General features: G+C 68.6%; 14 protein-coding genes and 3 rRNA genes. 14 read left to right on the forward strand and 3 right to left on the reverse strand.

The features are described 5' to 3' along the window. The 6 genes from KR546_RS17035 to KR546_RS17060 form a co-directional block, all read left to right on the forward strand. The coding region (locus KR546_RS17035; protein WP_238445922.1) for a sortase domain-containing protein at positions 1–289 on the forward strand (289 nt) is incomplete at its 5' end. A 202-nt stretch (positions 290–491) separates the two neighbouring features. Beyond that, entirely contained in the window at positions 492–1,688 is a 1,197-nt protein-coding gene (locus tag KR546_RS17040; RefSeq protein ID WP_238445923.1) for a 2,3-bisphosphoglycerate-independent phosphoglycerate mutase, read from the forward strand. 812 nt (positions 1,689–2,500) lie between these two features. After that, positions 2,501–4,024, forward strand: a 16S ribosomal RNA gene (locus KR546_RS17045). A 362-nt stretch (positions 4,025–4,386) separates the two neighbouring features. Continuing rightward, a 23S ribosomal RNA gene (locus tag KR546_RS17050) occupies positions 4,387–7,430 on the forward strand. A gap of 186 nt (positions 7,431–7,616) precedes the next feature. Then, positions 7,617–7,733 (forward strand): 5S ribosomal RNA (gene rrf / locus KR546_RS17055). Together the 16S, 23S and 5S rRNA genes form the textbook arrangement of a ribosomal RNA operon. 180 nt (positions 7,734–7,913) lie before the next feature. Beyond that, entirely contained in the window at positions 7,914–8,687 is a 774-nt protein-coding gene (locus tag KR546_RS17060; protein WP_238445924.1) for a hypothetical protein, read from the forward strand. 26 nt (positions 8,688–8,713) lie between these two features. On the opposite strand, the gene KR546_RS17065 is transcribed toward KR546_RS17060, so the two are convergent. From KR546_RS17065 to KR546_RS17075, 3 genes are all read right to left on the reverse strand, one after another. Then, on the reverse strand, positions 8,714–9,730 hold the full coding sequence (locus KR546_RS17065) for an MBL fold metallo-hydrolase (RefSeq protein WP_238445925.1): 1,017 nt from the start codon (positions 9,728–9,730) through the stop codon (positions 8,714–8,716). Positions 9,731–9,764: 34 nt separating this feature from the next. Continuing rightward, positions 9,765–11,057 carry an NAD(P)/FAD-dependent oxidoreductase gene (locus tag KR546_RS17070; RefSeq protein ID WP_238445926.1) on the reverse strand — a complete coding sequence of 431 codons (1,293 nt, stop codon included), beginning with the start codon at positions 11,055–11,057 and terminating at the stop codon, positions 9,765–9,767. 115 nt (positions 11,058–11,172) lie between these two features. Beyond that, entirely contained in the window at positions 11,173–11,514 is a 342-nt protein-coding gene (locus KR546_RS17075; RefSeq protein ID WP_238445927.1) for an SCP2 sterol-binding domain-containing protein, read from the reverse strand. A gap of 323 nt (positions 11,515–11,837) precedes the next feature. On the opposite strand from KR546_RS17075, the gene KR546_RS17080 reads away from it, so the two are divergent. The 8 genes from KR546_RS17080 (at position 11,838) to KR546_RS17115 (ending at position 21,145) form a co-directional block, all read left to right on the forward strand. Continuing rightward, positions 11,838–13,886: an immune inhibitor A gene (locus KR546_RS17080; RefSeq protein ID WP_238445928.1), complete on the forward strand. Its 2,049-nt coding sequence runs from the start codon at positions 11,838–11,840 to the stop codon at positions 13,884–13,886. Between the two features lie 126 nt (positions 13,887–14,012). Next, on the forward strand, positions 14,013–14,735 hold the full coding sequence (locus KR546_RS17085) for a dihydrofolate reductase family protein (protein ID WP_238445929.1): 723 nt from the start codon (positions 14,013–14,015) through the stop codon (positions 14,733–14,735). A 130-nt stretch (positions 14,736–14,865) separates the two neighbouring features. Then, positions 14,866–15,084, forward strand: a complete 219-nt coding sequence (locus KR546_RS17090; protein ID WP_238445930.1) for a hypothetical protein — start codon at positions 14,866–14,868, stop codon at positions 15,082–15,084. A gap of 2 nt (positions 15,085–15,086) precedes the next feature. Then, positions 15,087–16,025, forward strand: coding sequence for an NAD(+)/NADH kinase (locus KR546_RS17095; RefSeq protein ID WP_238445931.1), 939 nt, complete (start codon positions 15,087–15,089; stop codon positions 16,023–16,025). A 2-nt stretch (positions 16,026–16,027) separates the two neighbouring features. Then, positions 16,028–17,731: a DNA repair protein RecN gene (recN, locus tag KR546_RS17100; RefSeq protein WP_238445932.1), complete on the forward strand. Its 1,704-nt coding sequence runs from the start codon at positions 16,028–16,030 to the stop codon at positions 17,729–17,731. 155 nt (positions 17,732–17,886) lie between these two features. After that, a complete protein-coding gene (locus tag KR546_RS17105) occupies positions 17,887–18,480 on the forward strand; it encodes a hypothetical protein (RefSeq protein ID WP_238445933.1) in 594 nt (197 codons plus the stop codon). 200 nt (positions 18,481–18,680) lie between these two features. Then, positions 18,681–20,573: a CTP synthase gene (locus tag KR546_RS17110; RefSeq protein ID WP_238445934.1), complete on the forward strand. Its 1,893-nt coding sequence runs from the start codon at positions 18,681–18,683 to the stop codon at positions 20,571–20,573. Continuing rightward, positions 20,570–21,145, forward strand: a complete 576-nt coding sequence (locus KR546_RS17115; RefSeq protein WP_238445935.1) for an NUDIX domain-containing protein — start codon at positions 20,570–20,572, stop codon at positions 21,143–21,145. The genes KR546_RS17110 and KR546_RS17115 overlap by 4 nt, the downstream gene beginning before the upstream one ends. The last annotated feature ends 274 nt before the right edge of the window (positions 21,146–21,419 follow it).

The raw sequence follows: 21,419 nt of genomic DNA on the forward strand, positions 1-21,419 counted from the left end.
GATCGCCGGGCACATCGACTCCAAGGCGGGCCCCGCGGTCTTCTACCGCCTCGACGAGCTGGACGAGGGCGACGAGGTCATCGTGCACGGAGCCGACGGCGAGACGCGCACCTTCACCGTGCGCGACGCGGGCCAGTACCCCAAGACCGACCTCCCCGACGAGGTCTTCGGGTTCGGCGAGGCCCGTCCCGAGCTGCGCCTGATCACCTGTGGCGGGTCGTTCGACTCCGCAGCGGGCCACTACGTCGACAACCTCGTGGTCTACGCAGCCCAGGACGCGACCGTGTAGGACACGACCCACGCGCAAGGCGACGCCGCCCTCCCGGAGGGCGGCGTTCGTCGTGTCGGGGCGCGTCCGTCGCGGCACGGCCGCCGGCGGGCGGAATCCAGGGCCGGGGGAGTGGTGGTGATGACGACCCTGCAGGCAACGTCCGGGGCCTCCTAGATTGGCAGGCGACGTCCGTCGTGCCCCACGACCCTCGGATCCCACCATGACCGTCGATCTCGCCCCCCTGCTCAACGACGAGCCGGCCCACATCGTCCTGCTCGTCATGGACGGCCTGGGTGGCTTCGCGACCGCCGAGCGCGGCTCTGAACTGGAGGAGGCCCACACGCCCAACCTCGACCGGCTGGCGACCGAGGGGACCTGTGGACTGGTCCTGCCGACCGGCCCGGGCATCACGGCCGGGTCCGGCCCGGGCCACCTCGGGCTCTTCGGCTACGACCCGACGCAGTACGAGCTCGGACGTGGGGTGCTGGCCGCGGTCGGCGTGGGCTTCCCCCTCGAGCCGGGCGACGTCGCGGCTCGTGGCAACCTCGCGCTGCTGGACGACGCCGGCAACGTCACGGACCGACGCGCCGGCCGGATCTCCGACGATCGCGCCGTGCCCCTGGTCGACGTGCTCAACGAGCGGGTCGCGGTCGACGGCGCCGAGGTCTTCTTCCAGCACATCTCGGAGCACCGCGTGCTGATCGTGCTGCGGGGTGACGGGCTGGACGCGCGCATCCCCGACCTCGACCCCCAGCGGACCGGTGTCCCGCCGAAGTCGCCGACCGCCCGTCACCCCGACGCCCAGCGAACCGCCGACCTGCTGGCGCGCGTCGACGACCAGGTCCGGGCCGCGTTGGAGGACCAGGACGCCGACGTGCTCCTCATGCGGGGCTTCGACACCCTCCAGGACCTGCCCCACATGGACGAGCTGTTCGGGGTGACCGCCGCGACCGTGGCGCGCTACCCGATGTACCGGGGCGTGGCGAGCCTCGTTGGCATGGAGGTCCTGCCCAAGCCCGCGGACCGTGCCGCGCAGGTGGCGGCGATGCGCGACCACTGGGACGACTTCGACTACTTCTTCATGCACGAGAAGGAGACCGACCGCGCCGGCCACGACGGTGACTGGGACGACAAGGTGGCGGCGATCGAGGCGATCGACGCGCTGGTCCCCGACATCGTCGACCTCGGCCCCGACGTCCTGGTCGTGTCCGGCGACCACTCGTCGCCCACCCAGCTGTCGGGACACTCGTGGCACCCCGTGCCCACGCTCATGTGGGGACCCCGGGTCGGACGTGATGCCGTCACGTCGTTCGGCGAGCGGGCATGCGCCGGCGGCCTGCTGGGCCAGCGCGCCACCAACGAGCTCATGCCCATCATGCTCGCCGCCGCCGGCCGCCTCGAGAAGTACGGGGCCTGAACTCGCTGCGCTCGTCCAGGCTGAACCTGCCCGAGCGGAGCGAGAGGCGTGCGGCCTGGACGTTGCGAGCCCCCGGGCGAGCAACTCCAATGTGCCCGGTTGATGGTGACGTCGAAGGGAGCACCGGCGGCGGCGGGCACGCGCGCGGTGGGCGAACAGTTGCTTGTGACGGCGTTCTCAAGCGTCGTTCGTGGTCCTGGCGGCAGGGTGACGGCTGGCGCGACCGGTCGACTGGCACATCATCGTTCGGGCCCATACTGTTCTCCAAGCGCCGCGGGCACGCCCCGCGGCTTCGGATCGCCGGAAAACGGGTTGGACGAGTTCCAACACGCGGCCGGCGAACTTGACACACCAAGAGCGCGCACGATACGGTGCGCAGTCCGCTTCACCGCCTCGCGGTGCAGTGGCAATGACTCTGGCTGGTGTCGCATCCACGGAGGTCCCGAACCGGGACGCACCGTGCACGCGACGCCGAAACCAGGGTCGCCGGCTCTCCCGACGGAAGCCCACCCCGGACCACCGACCGCAAGGTCGAGGGTCGACGAGCGGGAGGACCCCGTCACCACGAGCCGGTCGCTCCTTGAGAACTGCACAGGGTGCCAAAAGCCAGTGCCGCGATCATCGCGAGATGATCGCAGCCCCGTCGATCGGGACGAGCTTCGGCTCGGAAAGATCGCGGAGTTTTTGTAACAACCCATTCCTGCCTTCGGGCAGGGAATTCAAAGTGGTGACCTCTCATTTTCCTGGGGTCACCGACAGATTCAAGCACTTCGCTTGTATCGATTGTGACCAGTCAAACGGTATTCAATCAAACAACGGAGAGTTTGATCCTGGCTCAGGACGAACGCTGGCGGCGGGTTTAACACATGCAAGTCGAGGGACGAAGTTTGGTGCTTGCACCGAACGGAAACCGGCGAACGGGTGAGTAACACGTGAGAAACCAACCCTTCACTTTGGGATAACCCAAGGAAACTTGGGCTAATACCGGATACCCCGGATTGATCGCATGATCTTTCCAGGAAAGCTCCGGCGGTGATGGACGGTCTCGCGGCCTATCAGCTAGTTGGTGAGGTAATGGCTCACCAAGGCGACGACGGGTAGCTGGAGTGAGAGCTCGAACAGCCACACTGGGACTGAGACACGGCCCAGACTCCTACGGGAGGCAGCAGTGGAGAATCTTGCACAATGGGCGAAAGCCTGATGCAGCCACGCCGCGTGAGGGACGAATGTCTTCGGATTGTAAACCTCTTTCAGTCGTGAAGAAGCGCAAGTGACGGTAGCGACAGAAGAAGCCCCGGCTAACTACGTGCCAGCAGCCGCGGTAATACGTAGGGGGCAAGCGTTGTCCGGAATTATTGGGCGTAAAGGGCGCGTAGGCGGTCCACTAAGTCGGATGTGAAATCCAGGGGCTCAACCCCTGAACTGCACCCGATACTGGTGGACTTGAGGTAGGTAGAGGAGAGTGGAATTTCTGGTGTAGCGGTGGAATGCGCAGATATCAGAAGGAACACCGATGGCGAAGGCAGCTCTCTGGGCCTTACCTGACGCTGAGGCGCGAAAGCGTGGGTAGCAAACAGGATTAGATACCCTGGTAGTCCACGCCGTAAACGATGGGTGCTAGGTGTGGGGATCAGTTCACGATCTCCGCGTCGAAGCTAACGCGTTAAGCACCCCGCCTGGGGACTACGGCCGCAAGGCTAAAACTCAAAGGAATTGACGGGGGCCCGCACAAGCGGCGGAGCATGTGGCTTAATTCGAAGCAACGCGAAGAACCTTACCTGGGCTTGAAATATAGCTTACAACGTGAGAGATCACGTGGATTCGTTCGTGCTATACAGGTGCTGCATGGCTGTCGTCAGCTCGTGTCGTGAGATGTTGGGTTAAGTCCCGCAACGAGCGCAACCCCTATCCTATGTTGCCAGCGAGTAATGTCGGGGACTCATGGGAGACTGCCGGTGTCAAACCGGAGGAAGGTGGGGACGACGTCAAGTCATCATGGCCCTTATGTCCAGGGCTGCACACATGCTACAATGGCAGGTACAGAGGGCTGCAAACCCGCGAGGGGGAGCGAATCCCACAAAGCCTGTCTCAGTTCGGATTGCAGTCTGCAACTCGACTGCATGAAGTCGGAGTCGCTAGTAATCGCAGATCAGCAACGCTGCGGTGAATACGTTCCCGGGCCTTGTACACACCGCCCGTCAAGTCATGAAAGTCGGTAATACCCGAAGTCAGTGGCCCAACCCTTTGGGAGGGAGCTGCCGAAGGTAGGACCGGCGATTGGGACTAAGTCGTAACAAGGTAGCCGTACCGGAAGGTGCGGCTGGATCACCTCCTTTCTGGAGCTTGCAACTGCGTGAGCCGTCGGCGCCACACAACGTGGCCGAAGCGACCGATGGGATCGCGCAAGCATCCAAGTGAATCACTGGCTAGTCAACTTTTGGCCTGCGCCCTCCGCCTGGGGGGACTCCCACAGCGACCATGCCGACGAGCATGGCGCCAACGTGGAACTCGAGTCGTGACCAGGCCGTAGGAGCGACAGCAGAATGTTGGGCACCCCGTGCAGCTCTTGGGGAGCGAAAGCTCTCCTCGGGTCTGCTCCCACGTCCGGGACCATCGGTCGAACACGAACCGACAGGCCGGCACACGGAGTGGCACCCTTCGGTCCTTGAGAACTTCATAGCGAGCGCGAGCATCTAATACGGCAAGTAACAAGTGCACTCGGTGAATGCCTAGGCATTGAGAGCCGATGAAGGACGTGGGAGGCTGCGATAAGCCCTGGGGAGGAGCCAACCATCCTCAGATCCAGGGATGTCCGAATGGGGAAACCCGACTCAGCTCCGTCTGAATACATAGGACGGTTGCAGGGAACCCGGCGAACTGAAACATCTAAGTAGCCGGTGGAAGAGAAAACAAATAGTGATTTCCTTAGTAGTGGTGAGCGAAACGGAAAGAGCCCAAACCGGGCGCGTGTCATAGCTGGCAGGCGTTGCGTGTCCGGGGTAGTGGGACCATCCTGATCAGGCTGCTGACTGATCAAGGAGTTACAAATCGCGCGTGCAGGGGAACAGCTTGGAAACGCTGGCCACAGACGGTAACAGCCCGGTACCCAAAGTCACGACGCGACTCCTGGATGGCACCCAAGTAGTACGGGGCCCGTGAAATCCCGTGCGAATCTGCGAGGACCACCTCGTAAGGCTAAATACTACTCAATGACCGATAGTGAACCAGTACCGTGAGGGAACGGTGAAAAGTACCCCGGGAGGGGAGTGAAATAGTACCTGAAACCGTGTGCATACAAACCGTTGGAGGAGCTCTTCGGAGTTCTGACAGCGTGCCTTTTGAAGAATGAGCCTACGAGTTAGCCGTCACTGGCAAGGTTAAGACGTGAGTCGAAGCCGGAGCGAAAGCGAGTCCGAATAGGGCGACGAGTCGGTGGCGCTAGACCCGAAACGATGTGATCTATCCATGGCCAGGGTGAAGCGAGGGTAAGACCTCGTGGAGGCCCGAACCGTTGTAGGTTGAAAACTGCTCGGATGAGCTGTGGATAGGGGTGAAAGGCCAATCAAACATCGTGATAGCTGGTTCTCCTCGAAATGCATCTAGGTGCAGCGTCGCGCGTTTCTTCTCGGGGGTAGAGCACTGTTTGGTCTAGGGGGCCTACAAGCTTACTGAAATCAGGCAAACTCCGAATACCGAGAAGTCAGAGCGCGGCAGTGAGAACACGGGGGATAAGCTCCGTGTTCGAAAGGGAAACAGCCCAGACCGCCAGCTAAGGCCCCTAAGTTTGTACTAAGTGGAAAAGGATGTGGGATCGCGAAGACAACCAGGAGGTTGGCTTAGAAGCAGCCACCCTTGAAAGAGTGCGTAATAGCTCACTGGTCAAGTAATCCCGCGCCGACAATTCAACGGGGCTAAGTACAGCGCCGAAGCTGCGGATTTGCGTCACATACGCGAAAGCGGACGCAAGTGGTAGAGGAGCTTCGACATGCGAGTGAAGCGGCGACGTCAGTCAGTCGTGGACGCGTGTCGAGTGAGAATGTAGGCATGAGTAGCGAAAGGGGAGGGAGGAACTCCCCCGCCGAATGACTAAGGGTTCCTGGGGAAGGTTCATCCGCCCAGGGTTAGTCGGGTCCTAAGACGAGGCCGAACGGCGTAGTCGATGGACAGCAGGTTAATATTCCTGCACTATCAACATCGCGTCTATACCGAACACTGTGTGCTAACGATGTCTACGGACATCGGACCCCGCGGTCAGTAGGTCACCGATGGGATGACGGAGAAGGCTAGGTGAACCCGGGCGTTGGTAGCCCCGGGCCAAGTGCGTAGGGCGTGGGCCAGGGAAATCCGGACCACATGAGGCCTGAGACACGAGTGCGAGTCCACTAGGGCGAGTCACTGATGCCATGCTTCCAAGAAAAGTCTCTAGGGAGTGATGTCGATACCCGTACCCGAAACCGACACAGGTAGTCAAGTAGAGAATACTAAGGCGATCGAGTTAACTCTGGTTAAGGAACTCGGCAAATTGATGGCGTAACTTCGGGATAAGCCATGCCAATATTTGTGATCCCTGTACAGGGTGAGCGAATGATGGTCGCAGAAACCAGGCCCAAGCGACTGTTTACCAAAAACACAGCAGCGTGCCAACACGTAAGTGGATGTATACGCTGTGACGCCTGCCCGGTGCTGGAAGGTCAAGTGGAGAGGTTAGCTTCGGCGAAGCTTTGAAACAAAGCCCCAGTAAACGGCGGCCGTAACTATAACGGTCCTAAGGTAGCGAAATTCCTTGTCGGGTAAGTTCCGACCTGCACGAATGGCGTAACGACTTGGGCACTGTCTCAACCAGAGACTCGGCGAAATTGCATTGCGAGTAAAGATGCTCGCTACGCGCAGCAGGACGAAAAGACCCCGGGACCTTTACTGCAGCTTGGTATTGGAGCTTGGTACGTCATGTGCAGGATAGGTGGGAGACCGTGAAGCGGACACGCCAGTGTTTGTGGAGTCAACCTTGGAATACCACCCTTGACGTGCTGAGTTCCTAACCTTGGTCCGTGATCCGGACCAGGAACAGTGCCTGGCGGGCAGTTTAAGTGGGGCGCTTGCCTCCCAAAGAGTAACGGAGGCGCCCAAAGGTTCCCTCAGACTGGTCGGTAATCAGTCGTTGAGTGTAAAGGCACAAGGGAGCTTGACTGTGAGAGAGACATCTCGAACAGGTACGAAAGTAGGGCTTAATGATCCGACGGTGGAGTGTGGAATCGCCGTCGCTCAACGGATAAAAGGTACCCCGGGGATAACAGGCTGATCCTGCCCAAGAGTCCATATCGACGGCAGGGTTTGGCACCTCGATGTCGGCTCATCGCATCCTGGGGCCGGAGCAGGTCCCAAGGGTCGGGCTGTTCGCCCGTTAAAGCGGTACGCGAGCTGGGTTCAGAACGTCGTGAGACAGTTCGGTCTCTATCCGCTGCGCGCGTTGGTGATTTGACAGGATCTGCCCCTAGTACGAGAGGACCGGGGTGGACGTACCTCTGGTGTGCCGGTTGTTCCGCCAGGAGCATGGCCGGTTTGCTACGTACGGTCGGGATAAGCGCTGAAAGCATCTAAGCACGAAGCCCACCTGAAGATTTGATCACCCATCCCTAAAAGGGAGTAAGGACCCCAGCCAGACGACTGGGTTGATAGGCCGGAGGTGGAAGCACAGCAATGTGTGCAGCCGACCGGTACTAATAGTCCGAGGGCTTGCCGTGTCGCGCTCGCGCTCGCTATGAAGTGTTCGCCCCCAGGGGCGTCACGTTCATCAAGGACTGGTCCCTCGGGACCACACTGACAATCACATATTCGGAGTTCGTTCGCGAACTCCACCTGGCCCACACGGGCCGGGCCGCCACTGGTGTCCCACTCACGGGGCCCGGTGGCGACACATGACCACAAATTTCCCGTGGTCTCAGCGAAGAGGTCACACCCGGTCACATTCCGAACCCGGAAGTTAAGCTCTTCAGCGCCGATGGTACTGCCGGGGCGACCCGGTGGGAGAGTAGGTCGCCGCGGGATTCTTCTTCGACGAAGGCGTCATCGAATCGGACTTCATGTCCGTGCCGGTGGCGCCTTCGTCGTGTTCCAGGGGTCTCGAGCCCGTCGGTGCCTCGCGGCCAGGCACCCGGTCGTCCGCCGTGGCGTACCGTCCCACCCACTTGGCCCACACACCCCGCCCACCACCAAGGTCCGTCCACGATGCCCGATCGACCCAGTCGCCCGATCCGGCCGCTGCGCTCCCACCGCCCACGCCAGGACCCCGACGAGCCCGTGCGTCCGTCGGGCCCGGTGTCGGTGGCGCGGCCGGACATCCCCGATGACGTGGACGTGCACCTGCCGCGGGGCCTGCGCCGGACCATCGGCAAGCAGGTCCGCGACCGGGACACCCTGGCCGACGTCGAACGGGCCATCGCGTACGGAGCCGAGCTGCTCGACCTCGAGGAGGGCGCCCAGGCGGTGCCCTACTACGCATGGGCCAAGGTCCAGGCGTCACGCGTCGCCGACATCCGCGAGGGCCTCGGTGTCGCCCACTACCAGGCGGGCGACTTCCAGGAGGCGCTCAAGGAACTGCGCACCTACCGTCGCATGGCGGCCGCGCACGACCAGGACCACCTCATCGCCGACTGCCTGCGTGGCCTGGGTCGTGACACCGCCGAGGTCGCCGACACCGTGGAGGGGATGCTCGCAGCCGACGGGGTCCCACCCGACCGCCAGCTCGAGGGGCTGCTCGTGTGGGCCGGGGCGGTGCGGGACGACGGTGACCTCCCCGGTGCCCGCGCCGTGCTGCGCCGGGCCGACGACGACCTGCGGCGTCGGGCGGGCGAGGAGGCGCGCGGCCGCTTCACGTGGCTGGCAGCCGACCTGGCCGAGGAGGCAGGCGACCTGGACGCGGCACGGGAGGGCTTCCGGGAGCTCGCACGCCTGCCCGAGGACCCCTTCGAGGCCGGTCCTCGCCTGTCCGACCTGGGCTGACCCCGGGGACGGGGGGGGAGGGAACCCTAGCCCACGTCGGTGAGGGTGCCCTCGTCGCGGCGCTGGAAGTAGCGCACCAACCCGGCGGCGTTGGACGCCGCCCCGGACAACAACTCGAGCCGCTCACGTCCGTACGGGTCGTCGGCGACCGCCTCGGGGTCGTACTCGTCGGCGAACCGTGCGGCCAGGGTCTCGGCGACGTGGTCGAGCTCGCTGGACGCGTACCACGCGGCCTCGGCGGTGTCGGCCCACAGTCGCAGCCGCTCGGCAGCCTCGTCGAGGGCTTCCAGCGGTGGGTCGACCGGTCCGTAGTGGGCAAGGAACAGGCGAGCCGGGTCACGCTCGCGGTAGCGCTCGAGCGAGTCCAGTGCGGCCTCGAGGTGGAAGTCCGCCGGCGGCGTGGCCGGACGGATCGCGGTCATCCCCGGCAGCTTCACGCCGACGGAGTCGCCGCTGTAGATCGCCCCCGTGTCGGGGTCGAACAGCCCGATGTGGTGCTTGGCGTGCCCCGGCGTGTACAGGACCTCGAGGTGGCGGTCACCGAGGTCGACCACGTCGCCGTCGCCGACGGCCCGGATCCGCTCGGTAGGGATCGGGGTGCAGTCGCCGTAGACGGTGTCGTGCAGGGGCCCGTAGACCCGCCGCGCCGACGCGTTCAGCCGTTCGGGATCGTGGAGGTGGCGTGCACCGACGTCGCAGACGACCACCTCGGCGTTGGGGAACGCGGCCGCGACGTCGCCCGCGCCACCCGCGTGGTCCAGGTGGATGTGGGTCAGCACGATCGTCGCAAGCTCGTCGCCGGACATGCCGATCGAGGCCAGCCCGGCCAGGAGCGCATCGACGGCCAGGGCCGGACCCGTCTCGACCAGGGCCGGCCGGGGTCCGGTCAGCAGGAACCCGGCCGTGACGTGGGACATCCCGCCGGTGAAGGTGTCGACCGCGATGACCTGCTCGTCGTCGTGGCGGTCGAGGCGGATCTGCGGCTGGCCCTGCTCGTCGGACGGCTCGTGGCCGCCGGGCTCGGCTGCCGGTGTCGTCGTCATGTCGGCTCCTGCTCGAGGGGTGCTCGGCCGGTGGTCAGGTGTCGAACAACAGGTCGGCGCGGTCGGAGCTGCCCGTCACGGCCAGTTCCACGGCGATCCTGCCCAGCATCGCGCCGATGACGTTGCCGGTCCCGCTGTAGCCGCCGATCGCCCAGACCCCGGGACGGACCTGCTCGCAGAGGGGCAGCCCCGACGGCGTGAAGCCGACCGTGGCCGCCCAGCGATGGCTGATCGGGGCGGTCACGCCGATGCGTTCCCGGAGCAAGGTCTCGAGGTGGTCCTGGACCGGCTCGCTGGGCTCCGGGCGCGCCGCCTCCTCCTCGTCTCCGCCCTGGTCGCGGCCACCTCCCAGTGCGATCCGGCCGTCCGGGGCCTGGCTCCAGTAGTCCAGTCCCCAGCGGGCGTACACGGGCCGCGGGACGGTCACCTCGTCGGTCGGCTCGGTCCCCAGCATCTGCAGCCGGACCGGTCGGACCCGGGGTGCGAGCTCGGGCAGGATCGCGCCGAGCACGCCGTCGACCGCCACCACGACCGCGTCACAGTGGACCACGCCGTCCGGGGTGGTCACGCGGTTGCCCGAGACGGTCGTGGCCGGCGAGTCGGTGAACAGTTGCGCACCGGCGTCGACGCATCGGGCTGCCAGTCGGCGACAGCGCGCCAGGGGGTTGGCCATGGCGTCGTCCGGGACCAGCAGGCCGACGGCGTCCTCGGCGACGGCCGCGCCCACGCCGGCATCGGGCGCGGTGGGGTCGAAGGCCTCGACCGCCAGCCCGTCGTCGCGCATGACGGCCAGTTGCCGCTCGACGTCCGCCGCCTCCTGGTCGTCGATCGCCAAGCGGACCGACCCGACCTGGCGGACCTCCGGGTCGGCGGCGGCCATCCGTTCGATCTCCTCGACCGTCCCGCGGTACCAGGCCAACGCACGCTCGCGCCCGTACCGGCGCACCGCATCGTGGTGGAACAGCGCCGTGCCGGCCAGCAGGAACCCGCCGTTGCGGCCGGCTGCCCGGCCGGCGATCGGTCCGGCGTCGATCCCGACGACCGTCTGCCCGGCGTCCAGGGCCTCCGCGACGGCCGCGAGGCCCGAGCCGCCGAGCCCGATCACGCACAGGTCGGCGTGCACCTCGCCCTCCAGCCGAGGTGGCTGGTGCCAGCCCGGCAGGTCCGCGCCGGTCGCCCACACGGGTTCGTTGGGTGGCTCACCTCCCGCCGGGGTCCGCTCGGTCAGGACCACGTGGTGGGACGCCGGGTCCGACTGGTCGGCCGGCTCCTGCCCGTCCGGGGCGGCCGGCGTCTCCACGAGTTGTGTGGGGGAGGAGGCCCCCACGGGTTCCGTGGGGGAGGTGGGACCGGGCGTGTCCACGCCGGAACCGTGTCCGGTCAGGCGTGCCCACAGACGCGCGAGCAGGCCGGGTCGGCCCGGTGCCCCGTCGCCGGCCACGCTAGAGCACGGCCCGCAGGCGCAGCAGGTCGGTCATGGACGCGTCCACGCGGACCCGGCCCTCGGCCATGGCCCGTCCGAAGTCCAGCCGACCCGCGGCCAGCTCGACCAGGTCGTCGGAGTCGAGCCGGATGCGGATGTCGGGTCGTCCGTCGACCGGGCCATCGACCACGTCGGAGAAGTGACCGTTGCGCCACGTGGCGTGCCAGGACGCGTCGAGGTCCGGGCAGGTCGCCTGGAGGGTCCGCCGGGAGGGCAGCATCGCCCGCTGGCGCGAATCGAGGACGTCCAGGCGCGCGATCAGGTCGGCGAAGGTGCCCTCGACCTGGTCGATGGTTGCCACGGTCGTTCCCGTCGGTCGTCGCGGACTCGATGACGGTAGCACCGACGGCCGTCCGGGCCACGGACCCGACCCCGCCGCGTCCACCGCCACGGCTGGTCGTTGGGATCCGAACGAACGTGCGCTGGACGGACGGGGGGGACTCCCGATCGCAGGAGTTCCATATCGTTCCATGTGGCACCGTTCGGGGATCCCGATCCGGTGCAGCGATGTCGGCGCCCCTGCCCCCGGCGCACCTCCGCGCCCTTCCTCGGGCGGAGCCGTGGGCGCACGTTGGCAGTCTCGCCGAGATCGCTCCGACGCAGGACTTCCCAAAGGAACTCTCCATGCACGTGCGATCACTTCGAACGGCGGTGACGGGCCTCCTCACGGTGGCGCTGGCCGTCCTGGCGGCGCCGATGGCGTCCGCCGACCACCTGGAGTCCCACGACTGGACGATCGGTGACGACGAGATCACCATCCAGCTGAACGACTCGGCGGCCGGTGGCAACTTCCTCCTGGACTTCGACAAGGCCTACGAGACCACCACCAGCACCGGGCGCGAGGTCTACGTCTACGCCCCGGTCGGCTGGGAGGACTCGGCCGACTCCGACGTCTACGGCCTGACCCAGGGCTGGGACCCCAACCCCGACGACGACTTCGACGTCTGCACCGACGGTGACGAGCACGTCATCACCACCGAGCAGATCCAGACGCTGGGCGACTCGGTCGAGTCGATCCTCGAGGTCGACGAGGCCCACTTCGGCCCGATCGAGGGTGACGAGCCCTTCGTCGTCCTGGCCTACAACGTCCCCGACGAGGCCTTCTACGACTGCGCGTACCCGTCCTACACGGCCGGCTACTTCGCCCCCGACCTGCTCGACTCCTACGGCATCAACGTCGTGACCATCGACTCCTACGCCTGGTCGCAGCGGCTCACGGACTACCAGGGCACGATCGCGCACGAGGCCGAGCACCTGCTCCACAACTACTCCGACCCGGGCGAGTTGTCGTGGGTCGACGAGGGCCTGGCCGACTTCGCCCAGTTCCTGACCGGCTACGGCGCCGACGTGGGCCACACCTACTACCACCAGGTCTTCCACCGCGAGACCTCGCTGACCAAGTGGGGCGGCGGCCTGGAGGACTACGGCGCGTCCTACACCTTCTTCCAGTACCTGTGGGAGCAGGCGGGCGGCAACGGTGACGGCACCTACGACGCCGACCTGGACTACGACGGCGCGGGCGGCGACCTGCTGATCAAGCTGCTCTTCGAGGAGCAGGCCAACGGCATGGAGGGTGTCCAGAACGCGATCGACACCTTCAACGCGATGACCGGTGCCGACCTGCGTGACGCGGACGAGATCTTCGCCGACTGGGCCGTGGCGATCGACCTCGACGTCGAGGGCACCGACCGGTTCGACTTCCGTGCACTGGACCTGCAGACCGACCTCGGTGGCCTGACCATCGACTACGGCAACGAGGTCTACTACGACGGCCGCGGCCAGTACCAGGGCAACATGAACCCGCAGAAGTGGGACCGCAAGGGCAACGTCCCGGACCAGACCGCGCTGCCGTTCGGCCTGAGCTACGAGACGTTCCGCAACCCCGGCCCGAACTTCTCGATCGACTTCGAGGGCAGCCCCTCGAGCCAGATCGAGCCGTTCGAGGGTGACACCCACTACTGGGGTGGCTACGCCAGCCAGTCCGACAACGTCCTGGACGTCGACTACACCGACCAGTCCACGCTGTCGTTCGCGACCTGGTACTTCATCGAGGAGGGCTGGGACTACGGCTTCGTCGAGGCCGAGGTCGACGGCGAGTGGCAGACCGTGCCCGTGAGCGTCGACGGCGAGGTCATCACGACCGACGACGACCCGCACGGCAACAACACCGAGGGCAACGGCATCACCGGCACCTCCGGCGGCGAGTACTTCGTCGACGAGCCGGTGTACGTCCAGGCGACCGCGGAGATCCCCGCCGACGCCACCGACGTGCGCTTCCGCTACTCGACCGACGCGGCCTACCTCGACACCGGCTGGTTCGTCGACGCCGTCCAGCTGGACGGCGAGGCCGCCTCGCTCGACCTGGGCGACTGGGTCGAGACCACCGGTGAGCAGGACAACAACTGGCTGGTCCAGGTGACCGCCACCTGCGACATCACGCCGGGCGTCGACAGCGCGGAGGAGATCGTCGACGGTGACGTCCACGTCTACCGCTACGAGGGCGACTCGATCCACGTCGACGGCTTCGACACCCAGTGCCTGGGCGGCCAGGACACGATCACCGCGATCGTGTCCAACCTCCCGACCGGTGACCTCACCGTGTTCGACGCCGACTACGACTTCACGCTGGTCGGCACGGGCAAGGCCCTGGCCAAGGGCCACGACAAGGGCTGAGCACCACCACCACTGCCTGCGGCCCCGCACCCGGATCCCGGGTGCGGGGCCGCGTCGTGTCCGGCAGGGAGGTGGGGGCGGGCCCTGACGGCATAGGGTCGTGGGGCGTCGAGGGACAGGACGGACGTGGAGCGGTTGTGGCCGGACCCCGGGGTCGAGGCCGACGACGAGGTGCACGCCGACCTGTCGCGGCGCGACGACTGGGTGGCCAGCAACTTCGTGGTGTCCCTGGACGGTGCGATCGCGCTGGCGGGCCGCTCCGGGGGACTGGGCGGCGACGGGGACCTGCAGCTGTTCCGGACCCTCCGGGACCGGGCCGACGTGGTCATGGCCGGGGCGGGCACGGTCCGCACCGAGGGCTATCGCCCGACCCGCCTGCGGGCGGCCGAGGCCCGCCGGGCCCGGGGCCAGGAGCCGCGGCCCCGGCTGGTGGTGGTCACCCGCAGCGCCGACCTCGCCGATGTCGACCGCCTGTGGTCCGAGCCCGGCGCGCCCATCACCGTCCTGACCGGCACCGATGCCCCCGCCGACCGGCTGGCCTGGCTGCGCGAGCGCGCGGAGGTGCTGGCGGTGGGCGACGACGGGCCGGACCTCGCCGCCGGGCTGGACCTGCTGCGGGACCGTGGGCTCACCCGGATCCTGGCTGAGGGCGGGCCGTCGCTGCAGGTCGACCTGCTGTCGGCCGGCCTGGTGACCGACCTGTTCACCACCGTCGCGCCGCTGGTCGTGGGCGGCGGGGCGACCACCGTGCCCGACCAGCTGCCCGAGACCGTCGCGCTGTCCCTGCGCAGCGTGCGCCGCCACGGCGACGAGCTGTTCCTGCACCACTGGGTCACGCCGGCCACCTGAGCCGTCCGCGACGTGCGAGGGACGCCGTCGGGAGGTCCCGCGTGGCCGGTCGGGATGCTGGGGTCCGTCGCGCCCCGGCGATACCGTCTCGCTCGTCCCGCAACCACGCCCCGACCGGAGCCACGTGCCCATGACCGACCAGCCCGAGGACGCGGTGGACGACGTCGTGGGCGTCGAGCCGGGGGGCGCCGAGCCCACGTCGCTGGGGGCCGAGGCCACCCAGGCCGACCAGCGGCTGCTCGCCCGTGCGCGGGAGCTGGGCACCCTCGACCTCGCCCAGCGACCGGACGCCTTCGCGGAGCTGGACCAGGCGATCGTCGCCGAGCTGCGGGCGATCGAGGACCTGTGACGATGGCCGACCACGCGCCGGACCACGTGCCCGACGGGGCCGTCGTCGTGCCGCCGGGCAGCGACCGGGCCGGTGCTGCCCGCGGGCCGATCACGCGGGTCGGGCTGGTCGTGCACTCCGGGCGGGACCCGTCGGTGGCGATGGCCCGCCGCCTGGTCGAGGGGCTGGTCCGCCACGACGTGGACGTCGTCGTGGCGGCCGAGGGTGACGCGCCCGAGGCGGTCGGGGTGCCGGTGGTCGACGCCGGCTTCACCGACGACGTCGACGTGGTGTTGTCGGTCGGTGGCGACGGGACCTTCCTGCGGGCGGCCCACCGGGTCCGTGACGGCGGGGTGCCACTGCTGGGCATCAACCTCGGTCGGCTGGGCTTCCTGACCGAGGTCGACGCCGACATGGTCGACGACTCCCTCCCGCGGATCGTGGCGGGGGAGTGGACCGTCCTCGAGCGCGACACACTCGACATGGTCGCGACCGACGCCGACGGTGTCCGGGTCGGGACCGGATGGGCCCTCAACGAGGTCTCGGTCGAGAAGTCCGCCCGGGAGCACATGCTGCACATGGACGTGCTGGTGGACGACGAGCGCTTCACCAAGGTCGGCGCGGACGCCATGATCGTGGCCACCAGCACCGGCTCGACCGCCTATGCACTCTCGGCCGGGGGCCCCATCGTGTCCCCCCACCTCGCCTCGGTGCTGGTCGTGCCGGTCGCGCCGCACACGCTGTTCGACCGCACCCTGGTGACCGCGCCTCACCAGCGGATCAGCATCCTGGTCGCCACGGAGCAGGAGGACGCCGTGGTGTCCTGCGACGGGCGCACCCCGTTCATGGTCCCGCCGGGTGGCCGGGTCGAGGTCACGGGCTCGGACGTCCCCGTCCTGGTCGCCCGCCTCCATGCCCGCCCCTTCCCCGCCCTCGTCCGCGCCACCTTCCGGTTGGACTGACAGTGCTGGATGAGTTGCACCTGCGGAACCTGGGGGTCATCGAGGAGGCCACCCTGGCGCTGGACGGTGGGCTGACGGTGCTGACCGGCGAGACCGGTGCGGGCAAGACCCTGGTCGTCACCGCCCTGCAACTGCTGGTGGGTGGACGGGCCGACACCAGCCTGGTCCGCAGCGGCGCCGACCAGGCCACGATCGAGGCCCGCTGGATGCCGGCGCCGGCGGGCGTCCGGGCCTGGCACGAGCCCGACGACGGCGAGCCGGACGAGGCCGACCACGCCGACGACCAGCCTGCCGACGAGGCGGTGGTGAGCCGGGTGATCCGGGCATCGGGGCGGTCGCGGGTCCGGATCGACGGTGAGCTCGCCACGGTGGGTTCCCTGGCCGACGTGTTCGGGCCCACGGTCGAGGTCCATGCCCAGGACAGTCACCGCCTGCTGCTCCAGCCGACCATGCAACGACGACTGCTCGACGCCTGGGCGGGTCCCGACCACCTCGAGGCGGTCACGACCCACGCCCGCGCGCACGCCGAGCACGCGGCGGCCGTGCGCCGGCGCGAGGAGGTGGCGTCGACCGCCACCGAGCGGGCCCGCGAGCTGGACCGCCTCGCGTTCGAGATCGCCGAGATCGACGCGGTCGGGCTGGTCGACGCCGACGCGGACCTGCGTGTGCGGATCGACGAGCTGACCCATGCCGACGACCTGCGCTCGGGCCTCGCGGCGGCCGGGCGGGCGATCGGCCCTGACGCGGCCGGCGAGGGCCTGGGCGAGGCGGTCGAGGCCCTCCGGCGGCTGCCCACCACCACGGCCGCGACGACCGAGTTGCAGGGGCGCCTGGACGAGGTCGTGGCGCTGGCCGAGGACCTGTCGACGGACCTGCGCGTCGCGGCCGAGTCGATCGATGCCGACCCCGACGCGCTGGACGCGGCCCAGGCCCGGCTCGCCCGGGTCCGGTCCCTGACCCGCAAGTACGGACCGGAGCTCGACGACGTGCTGGCGTTCCGGGCCAGCGCCGGCGAGCGCCATGCCGAGCTGGCCGCCCTGTCCGAGGACGCCTCCGGGCTGGACGCGGCCGTGGACCGTGCCGCCGAGGCGATGGTCGTGACGGCCGCGGTCGTCACCGAGGGTCGCCGTCGCGCGGCCAGCAGCCTGGTCGCCGCGGTGTCGGGCCACCTCGCCGAACTCGGCCTGGCCCATGCGCGCTTCGAGGTCGCGGTCGAGCCGGGGTCGATCACGGCCACCGGAGGCGACGACGTCGCGTGGCGCCTGGCGGCCAACCCCGGCCAGGAGGCGGCCGACCTCGCGACTGCCGCGTCGGGCGGCGAGCGCTCCCGCGTCGCGCTGGCACTGGAGGTGGCGTTGGCGGACGTCACCGACGCGGACGTGCTGGTGTTCGACGAGGTCGACGCGGGCATCGGCGGCTCCACCGCGATGCAGGTCGGTCGCAAGCTGGCGATGCTTGCCCGCAGCGGCCGCCAGGTGCTGTGCGTCACCCACCTCGCCCAGCTGGCTGCCTGGGCCGACCGCCAGTACGTCGTGGACAAGGTCGTGGACGACGGTCCCGACGGGCCGACGACCCGGACCACCGTGACCCCGGTGGCCGACACCGACCGGGTCGCCGAGCTGGCCCGGATGCTGGGCGGCGACACCACCGACGCCGCCCGGGCCCACGCCGCCGAGGTCCTCGCCGAGGCGGCCACCGCGACCTGAGCCCGCCAGGACGCTCGACCTCCCCGGCACCAGGGTCGGTCGTCCCTTGACGCGGTCGGCCTGCGGACGCATGATCGAGGTGGTGGCCGGCGGGGATCGGCCGCCACGGATCGGTGGGCGGGGGGCCGCGTGCCGGGGACTTGAAGGGGTCAGCCATGTTCGTGCAGTTGATCGAGGGACACGTGTCCGACGCCGACGCGCTGCGTCGCCAGTACGAGGAGTGGGTCCGGGAGCTGTCCGCCGACGCGGACGGCTGGCAGGGCCTGACCGGCGGCGTGGCCGACGACGGCCACGCCTTCATGGCGGCCCGCTTCGCCTCCGAGGAGCAGGCTCGTGCCAACAGCGACCGCCCGGCCCAGGGTGCCTGGTGGGCCGAGACCGAGGCGTGCTACGACGGCAAGGTCACGTTCACCGACTGCACCGACGTCGAGGTGCTGCAGGGCGACGGGGGCTCGGACGACGCGGGCTTCGTCCAGGTGATCAAGGGACGGATGGCCGACCCGGCGGCGGCGCGTGCGGAGATGGACGCGGCGATGGAGGCCGAGGGGTGGCGTCCCGACGTGGTCGGAGCGTGGCTCGCCGAGCACGGCGACGGCAGCTACACCCAGGTCGTCTACTTCACCTCCGAGGAGGAGGCGCGCGCCGGCGAGGCGGCCAACGGCGACGAGTTCGCCGAGCGCATGATGGCCCTGCACGACGGGGCGCCGACCTTCCTCGACCTCCGCGATCCGTGGCTGCACAGCGCCTGATCGCCCGCGTGCGCGCCGGGCTCCGTCGGGGGCGAGGTGTCGTGGTGCTGCGGGCTGCGCGTGCTACCGTCGGAATGGCCGCGCGACCGCCGGCCACCGGGTGAGCAGTCCTCGGGCCGCCGCGTTCGCTGGCGGCATCGAGTCGCCCCCGGACCCGAGGCCCCGATCGACAAAGGCGCGGTGTGTTCGACGAGATCGTCGTGAACGGTCCCGATCCGGAGCCGTCCTCCTCCTCAAACGGCACGGCTGACGCCTCCACCAACGGGGACCGGCCGCCGACCCTGGGTCCCGCGCCGCTGGACGAGCCGTCGCCGGTGTCGGGCATGGCCGCCGAGGACCGTCGTCCCGGTCCGGTGCCCGAGGCCGACCCGCGCAGCCGGGGGCACCGTCCCCACGGCAAGACCAAGCACGTGTTCGTGACCGGGGGCGTGTCCTCGGCACTGGGCAAGGGCATCACGGCCGCCTCGCTGGGTCGGCTGCTCAAGGCGCGCGGCCTGCGGGTCATGCTCCAGAAGCTCGACCCCTACATCAACGTCGACCCGGGCACGATGAACCCCTTCGAGCACGGCGAGGTGTTCGTCACCGACGACGGCGGCGAGACCGACCTGGACCTGGGCCACTACGAGCGGTTCGTCAACGAGTCGCTGCACCGGGGCTGTTCGGTGTCCTCCGGCCAGATCTGGTCCGCGGTCATCGACAAGGAGCGCCGCGGGGACTACCTCGGCAAGACCGTCCAGGTGATCCCGCACATCACCAACGAGATCAAGGACCGCATCCACGAGGTCGGTCGCGATGCGCCGGGCGAGCCCGTCGACGTCGTCATCACCGAGGTCGGTGGGACCGTGGGCGACATCGAGGGGCTGCCGTTCCTCGAGGCGATCCGCCAGTTGCGCCACGACGTCGGCCGGGACAACATCTGCTACGTCCACGTCGCCCTGGTGCCCTACATCGCCGCGGCGGGTGAGCTCAAGACCAAGCCGGCCCAGCACTCCATCCGCGAGCTGCGCTCGATCGGGATCCACCCCGACGTGCTGGTGCTGCGGGCCGACCGACCGATCGAGGAGTCGCTCAAGTCGAAGATCGGGCTGCAGTCCGACGTCGACCCGGACGCGGTCATCGCGGCCGTGGACCAGGCGAGCCTCTACGAGGTGCCCCTGGCGATGCAGGCCGAGGGCCTCGACGCCGTGGTCGCGAAGCGGCTCGGGCTGCCCGACGTGCCTCCCGACCTCGCCGGCTGGCGCAAGCTGGTCGAGCGGCAGCGCTCCGCCACCGACCAGGTCACGATCGCGATCGTCGGCAAGTACGTCGACCTCCACGATGCCTACCTGTCGGTCGCCGAGGCGCTCGAGCACGCCGGCATCGCGGTCGGCGTCGACGTCGCGATCGACTGGGTCGCGTCCGACGACCTGACCGCCGAGACGGTCGAGCGTCGGCTGCGCCTGGCCGACGGGATCATCGTCCCGGGCGGGTTCGGGATCCGTGGCGTGGACGGCAAGGTCGCGGCGACCCACCTCGCCCGGACCCACGAGGTGCCGTGGCTCGGGCTGTGCCTGGGCATGCACGTCGCGTGCATCGAGTTCGCGCGCAACGTCGTGGGGCTGGCCGACGCCAACTCGGCCGAGTTCGACCCGCACACCGCGCACCCCGTGATCGCCCTGCTGCCCGACCAGCGCGACGTCACCGAGAAGGGTGGCACGATGCGGCTGGGCTCCTACCCGGCGCGGCTGCTGCCCGACACCGTGACGGCCCGGGCCTACGACGGCGCCGAGCTGGTCCACGAGCGCCACCGGCACCGCTACGAGTTCAACAACGCCTACCGCGACCGGTTCCACGACGCGGGGATGACCTTCTCGGGTCGCTCGCCCGACGACCGGCTGGTCGAGTTCATCGAGCTCGAGGACCACCCGTGGTTCGTCGCCACGCAGGCCCACCCGGAGCTGAAGTCCCGCCCGACCCGGCCCCACCCGCTGTTCGTCGGGCTGGTCCGCGCGGCCGGCCGTCGCCGCGACCAGTCGTCGGGCCGCCTGCCGCTGGAGCTGGACGAGCCGACCGTCGCCGAGGTGGCCGACGCGATCAAGGTCCCCGAGGCGTGAGCGGCGACGACACGCCGACGGGCGACGCCGCACCCTGGGAGGTCCTGGACACCGAGGTGCACTGGTCCGGCTACTCCACGGTGCGCACCGACACGATCGCGCTGGCCGACGGCGGCACCGCCGAGCGGGAGGTGGTCGAGCACCAGCCGGCCGTGGCCGTGGTCCCGCTGACCGCCGACGGCGACGTGGTCCTGCTGCGCCAGTACCGCCATGCCCTGCGCCGCTACGTGCTGGAGGTGCCGGCCGGCGGGGTCGACGAGGACGACGTCGGGCCCGAGGAGGCCGCCCAGCGTGAGCTCGCCGAGGAGATCGGCCGACGCGCGGGACGGCTGGAGCACCTGACCCGGTTCGACAACTCGGTCGGCTGGTGCACGGAGTACACCGACGTGTATGTCGCGACGGACCTGGTCGACGCCCCGCCGCACGACGGGTTCACCGCCGAGGCCGAGGAGGCGGACATGGAGGTCGTGGTCCTGCCGCTGGACGCCGCCGTGGCCGCGGCCCACGACGGCACGATCACCGACTCCAAGACCGTGATCGGCCTCCTCCTCGCCGCCCACCACCGGGCCTGAGCACCTCACCTCCCGACGTCCGTCCCGGGCCCGCCTCCTCGACGTCCGTTCCCGGGTCCACCCCCCGGCGTCCGTTCCCGGGTCCACCTCCCAGCCGGCCACCCCACCCGGGTCCTCCGTCGACCCCTCGACGTGATGTGCGTGGCCCCGATCCCGATGTGAGTTGGGGATCCTGATGTGAGTTGCGCGCACCTGTGCGTCGAAGTCACATCGCTGCGTCGAAGTCACATCGCCTGGTGGCGTTCGGGGCCGGGTGCGGCGGCCGCGAACGGCG

This window comes from Salsipaludibacter albus (genome assembly GCF_019798055.1).
GTDB classification, from domain to species: Bacteria; Actinomycetota; Nitriliruptoria; order Nitriliruptorales; family Nitriliruptoraceae; genus Salsipaludibacter; species Salsipaludibacter albus.